Raw genomic sequence first — 5,285 nt, 5'->3', positions numbered from 1 at the left:
CGGGCGAGGCGGACGACGCGGCCCGGGCGCGGCTCTCCGCCGCCGGGCTCGACGACCGCGCGGCCGCGAACCTGCTGGGCCTGCTCGCCGAGCAGCGCGGCGCGGTGGGCGCCGTCCCGGACGACGTCACCCTGGTCGTCGAAAGGTTCGTCGACGAGCTCGGCGACTGGCGTGTGGTCCTGCACTCCCCCTACGGGCGCCGGGTGCATGCCCCGTGGGCGCTCGCAGTGGGCGCGCGGCTCAGCGACGAACACGGCGTCGACGCGCACCCCGCGGCATTCGACGACGGGATCGTGCTGCGCCTGCCCGCCACCACCGGCGCCCCGCCCGGCGCCGGGATCTTCGCCGTCTCCCCCCAGGACATCGACCGGATCGTCGCGGACTCGCTCGGCGGCTCCGCACTCTTCGCCGCACGCTTCCGCGAATGCGCGGCCCGCGCCCTGCTGCTCCCGCGCCGCGATCCCGGCCGCCGGGCTCCGTTGTGGCAACAGCGACACCGATCGGCGCAGCTGCTGGGCGTCGCACGCCGGCACCCGGAGTTCCCCATACTGCACGAGACGGTGCGCGAATGTATGCAGGACGTCTACGACCTCCCCGCGCTGCGCGGCGTCCTCCGGCGCATCGACGACGGCACGATCCGCTTGCACGAGGCCGAGACCGCCGCGCCGTCCCCGTTCGCGTCCTCGCTGCTGTTCGACTACGTCGCGGCGTTCATCTACGACGACGACGTGCCGCTGGCCGAGCGCAAGGCGGCCGCGTTGAGCCTCGACCCCGGCCTGCTGGCACAGCTGCTCGGCGAGGTCGAGCTCAGCGCGCTGCTCGACCCGGACGTGGTGCGCGACACCGACGACGCCCTGCAATGGCGGTCGCCGAACCGCCGTATCCGGGACGCCGAATCGTTGGCCGACCTGCTCCGGATCGTCGGCCCCCTCACCGACGCCGGCATCGCCGAGCGTGCCGAGGGCGACCCGGCCCCGTGGCTCGGGCAGCTCGCCGACGCCCGTCGCATCTTCCGTTTCGAGCAGGGCGGCACCCGGTGGGCTGCTGTCGAGGACGCGCCGCGGTTGCGCGACGGGCTGGCCGCCCCGGTGCCTTCCTGGTTGCCCGAAGCGCTCGCACACCCGGTCGCCGATCCGCTTGGCGACCTCGTCGGCCGCTACGCGCGGACGCACGGGCCGTTCACCGCCGCCGAGGCCGCGGCGGCACTGCCCGTGGGAGTCGCCGTCGCCGCGCAAACCCTGGAACGACTCGCGCACGCGGGCAGGATCGTCCGCGGCCGGTTCCGTCCGCCGTCGGAGCCCGCTGCCACCGCCGGGGATGCCGCCGGAGACGCAGCACCGCAGTGGTGCGATGCCGACGTGCTGCGCACGCTCCGGCGCCGCTCTCTGGAACACGCGCGAGCGCGGCTCGCCCCCGTGCCGAAATCCGCGCTGGGCCGGTTCCTGCCGCCGTGGCAACACGTGGGCGGGCCGGCGGCGCTGCGCGGCGTCGACGGGCTGTTCGAGGTGATCGACCAGCTGGCCGGAGCCGTCCTGCCCGCGTCCGCTCTCGAGACCCTCGTCCTCCCGGCACGCGTGGCCGACTACCGCCCGGAGATGCTCGACGAGCTCACGTCGGCCGGGGAGATTTTCTGGACCGGGTGCGGCCGCGCGGGCGCCCGCGACGGGTGGATCGCGCTGCACACCGCCGAGTCCGCGGCCACGTCGATGCGACCGCCGACCCGCGCCGACAGCGACGGCGGAGGCGACGGCGGGCTGCGCATGGCCCTCCTGTCCACGCTCGACGGAGGCGGCGCGTACTTCTTCCGAGCTCTCGCCGACGCGGCACGGGCCGCCCCCACCAGTGAACTCGCCAACACCGGCTTCGCCGCCCCGCACGCCGCCGCCACCGACGCGGACGTGCTGGCGGCACTGTGGGATCTGGTGTGGGAGGGGCGCGTCACCGGCGACACCCTCGCGCCCCTGCGGGCCCTGCAGTCCGGAGCGGCCCGCCGCCCCGCATCCCCCCGTGCCCGCGGCGGACGCGGGGGCCGTCCCCGCCTGCCCGCGCGGTCCGGACCGCCGGCGGCAACCGGGAGGTGGTCCTTGGTACCCGCCCCCGCAGCCGACGCCACCGTCCGCCTGCACGACACGGCCCGCCGGCTCCTCGACCGCTACGGCGTGGTCACACCCGGCGTCGCCGCCGCGGAGGGCGTCGACGGCGGCTTCGCCCGCCTCTACCGGGTGCTCGGCAGATTCGAGGAGGCCGGCCAGTGCCGGCGCGGCTACGTCATCGACAGCCTCGGCGGAGCCCAATTCGCCGCGCCGGAGTCCATCGACCTGCTACGCGCCGCGGCCGACGCCGACACCGACGATTCCGACGGCACGGGCGGCCGGCCGCTGGTCCTGGCCGCGGCCGATCCGGCCAACCCCTACGGGGCGGCCGTGGACTGGCCGCGGCCGCATGCCGACGGTCACCGCCCGTCGCGCGCGGCAGGCGCCGTGGTCGTGCTCGTCGGCGGCGCGCCGCGCGTCTTCGTCGAACGCGGCGGGCGCAGCATCCTGACGTTCTCGGAGGATCGCGAACAGATCGTCGCCGCCTTGACCGCGCTCGCCGCCGCGCCGCTGCTGCACGCGGGCATGCGACGGCCGCTCGTCGTCGCGCGGTGGAACGGCGAGTCGGTGCACGGCAATGCCCATGCGGCACCGCTCGCCGACGCCGGCTTCCGGCTGACCCCGCGCGGCTACCGCGCAACCTGGTGACCGTCCCGGTCCTGCAGCCTAAGAGAGCGCCTCGAACAGCGCCCGATTGAGCTTGCTCAGCGACCGCAACGACAGACGCAACGCCCCTGGCGCGTGCGTCGCCGAGAGCATCACCGCCAGCACCGGCACCTCGGCATTCCGTTCCGGACGCTTGATCTTCCGGCCGGTGGCGCTCCGGCGCACCAACTCGACCCTCTCGCGCACGGATTCCGCCGCCGCACGCAGTTCCTGCGCCGTGTCCGCGCTGGGAGCGGTCGAGGAGTCCGCCCGCGTCGCCATGACCCCGGCCCTGGCCAGCTGGTGGGCCGCCCGGTTGATCACGGTCAGGGCGCGCGTGAACCGTCGCACGCTCCGCCTGCTGCGCACCGCCGGGCGCAGGCGCAGCGGTTCCGCAGCCTTGAGGACGTCCTGCAGGGCGCCGTCCAGTCTGCGCGTCGATTCGACGATCCCCCGCCCGGCGCCGGGCACCGCCACCGACTCGACCGCTTCGGAGATCACCTCGTCCAGCTGCGCAAGATAGTCGCCGGTCTTCGCCTCCAATTCGCCCTGCGTTGACGTCGCCAGGATGAAATAGGCGGACGCGAGCCCGACGACCGCGCCCACCGCCGTTTCGGCGATGCGCAGCCCCAGCACCTCGATGCTGAACACCCCGAGCAGGCCGTACAGCATCGCGAGGAGCACAGTTACACAGAATGTGAGCAGCGCGTATGCGACGGGCGCGAAATAGAACGCGAAGAAGATGCACACGATGATCAACACCATCTGCACCGGGGGGTCATGGCCGACGAGCGCGGCGATGACGACGCCGGCCACTACGCCCGCGAACGTGCCCACGATGCGGTGCCCGGCCCGCGAGAGGATCTCCCCACGCGTCGAAGCGCCGTTGAACACGAGAAAGGCCGTCAGCACGGCCCAATACCAGCGATCAGGTGAGACGAGCTCGCCCAACAGCGTCGCAGCGCTCGTCGCCACGGCGACTTGGATCGCGGCCCGCGTGCTCGGCTGCCACTTCGCCGCCCGGTCGGCGAGACCGCGCGCGAATCCGCCCTCCTCGACGGACGGCGCGCCCACGATTCCGTCGGACGCCGCCTGCTCGGCGTTCCGGTCCCGCCCCGGCGCCGCACCGCCTCCGTCCGGGGCGCCGCCGACTGTCGTCGTCGCGCCGTGCACCCCCCGTCCGCTTCGTGCCGACAGCCACGCCGGCGATCCGAACAGCAGCGTCGCGCGCACGGTGATGCGGTGAATCGCGATGTGCGCCTGCACCGCGCGGTGCGCCACCAGCGTGGCGATTCCCGCTGGGTCCGATGTGTCCGCCTCCCGCGCCGCGGACGACGCGACATCGGCGGCAGCGCGCAGTTCCTCGGCGGTCGGCCGGTCCTGCAGCACCACGCCCAACGCGCTGGTCGCCCGTTCGAGTCCCGGCGGACGGCGCGCTGTCGGGTCCAGGTTCCACAGGGCGCTCGCGAGTTGTTCCGTCGCGATCTGCGCGTCGAACACCATCACCGAGAACGACCGCCCGGTGACGCTGACGAGTTCCGCACCGTCGTGCCGGTCGATCCAGTCTTCGATCATCAGCGCGGTCTCGCCGAGACCGTCGAGACGCCCCCGCAGCCGGCCGAGGTCGCGGTGGGTGCGGTCGCCCCCGGCGTCGACCGCCTCGATCGACGCCGCGCGCAGCGCGCGTGCGAGCCGGCGGATCTCGAGGCGCGGCCGTTCCGGCAGGACCACGACGCGGATGAGTAGCGTGCATGCCGCGCCGACGACGATCGCCACGCAGAACATGGGGATGTCGTCGAATGTGGAATGGAGGAACAGGCTGAAGAAGTACGCGATGAACGCGACCATGCCGAGCGCCTCGCCGCGGGGTCCCCACCGGCGCACCCACACGGCGCCGAAGAGGACCGCGATGAAGCCGACCTCCGCCAGGGGGTCGATGGTGAGAAGCGCCGTCGCCAACGCGACCGCGGCCGCCGCCGGCAAGGGTATGAGCAGCGTCGTGGCCACGCGCGCCGCCTGGGTCGGGTCCTTCACCGCGGCGGCGGCTTGCACCGCGATCACCGTGCCGAGGAGGGCCACCGTGATCGGCTCTTCATAGGAGGAGGTGACAAGAATCAGGACGGCCATCGCCAGCGCCGCCGAGATCGCCACGGTCGCGGCCTTCCGGAGTCGGAGCCGACCGGGGTCACTCACTGCGAGCGTCCGCAGGCGCGCCTGGGTGTAGTCGACGACCGTCATCACATCTGGCATTGTCCGTCATCGCCGTGGGTGAGGCGCAGCCCCCATCGACTCCGTGCCGCCTTCGTACCGCCGGACTCGTGACGCCGGCCCCGTCCATGGTGCAGGCCTGTCCGGATGTTCCAGAGACGTGTCGGGCCCGGCCCCCCGTAGGGGGCCGGGCCCGACACGTTTCCATCAACTATTTGTGCGGCAGTGACCTACTCTCCCACACCCCACGGGTGCAGTACCATCGGCGCAGTAAGGCTTAGCTACCGGGTTCGGAATGGGACCGGGCGTGACCCTCACGCTATAACCACCGCAACACCA

The 5,285-nt window shown here is 73.4% G+C and carries 2 protein-coding genes and 1 rRNA gene; 1 reads left to right on the top strand and 2 read right to left on the bottom strand.

Annotated features, from left to right (window positions below; translation table 11 throughout):
• Positions 1–2,741: Lhr family ATP-dependent helicase (locus JJ683_RS18455; RefSeq protein ID WP_443733997.1), on the top strand; the 2,741-nt coding region annotated here is incomplete at its 5' end.
• 18 nt (positions 2,742–2,759) lie between these two features.
• Here the strand turns inward: JJ683_RS18455 and JJ683_RS18450 are convergent.
• Positions 2,760–4,988, bottom strand: a complete 2,229-nt coding sequence (locus JJ683_RS18450) for an FUSC family protein (RefSeq protein WP_242474863.1) — start codon at positions 4,986–4,988, stop codon at positions 2,760–2,762.
• 175 nt (positions 4,989–5,163) lie between these two features.
• Positions 5,164–5,279, bottom strand: a 5S ribosomal RNA gene (gene rrf / locus JJ683_RS18445).
• Positions 5,280–5,285 lie beyond the last annotated feature (6 nt).

The organism is Tomitella cavernea (assembly GCF_016599145.1).
Taxonomy (GTDB): Bacteria; Actinomycetota; Actinomycetes; order Mycobacteriales; family Mycobacteriaceae; genus Tomitella; species Tomitella cavernae.
The sequence above is the reverse complement of the archived record's forward strand: the minus strand, read 5'-3'. Positions and strand labels throughout refer to the sequence as shown.

What these genes read in the sequence shown, in the direction of transcription:
- JJ683_RS18450 (WP_242474863.1), bottom strand. Translation starts at nt 4,988, where the DNA reads ATGCCAGATGTGATGACGGTCGTCGACTACACCCAGGCGCGCCTGCGG.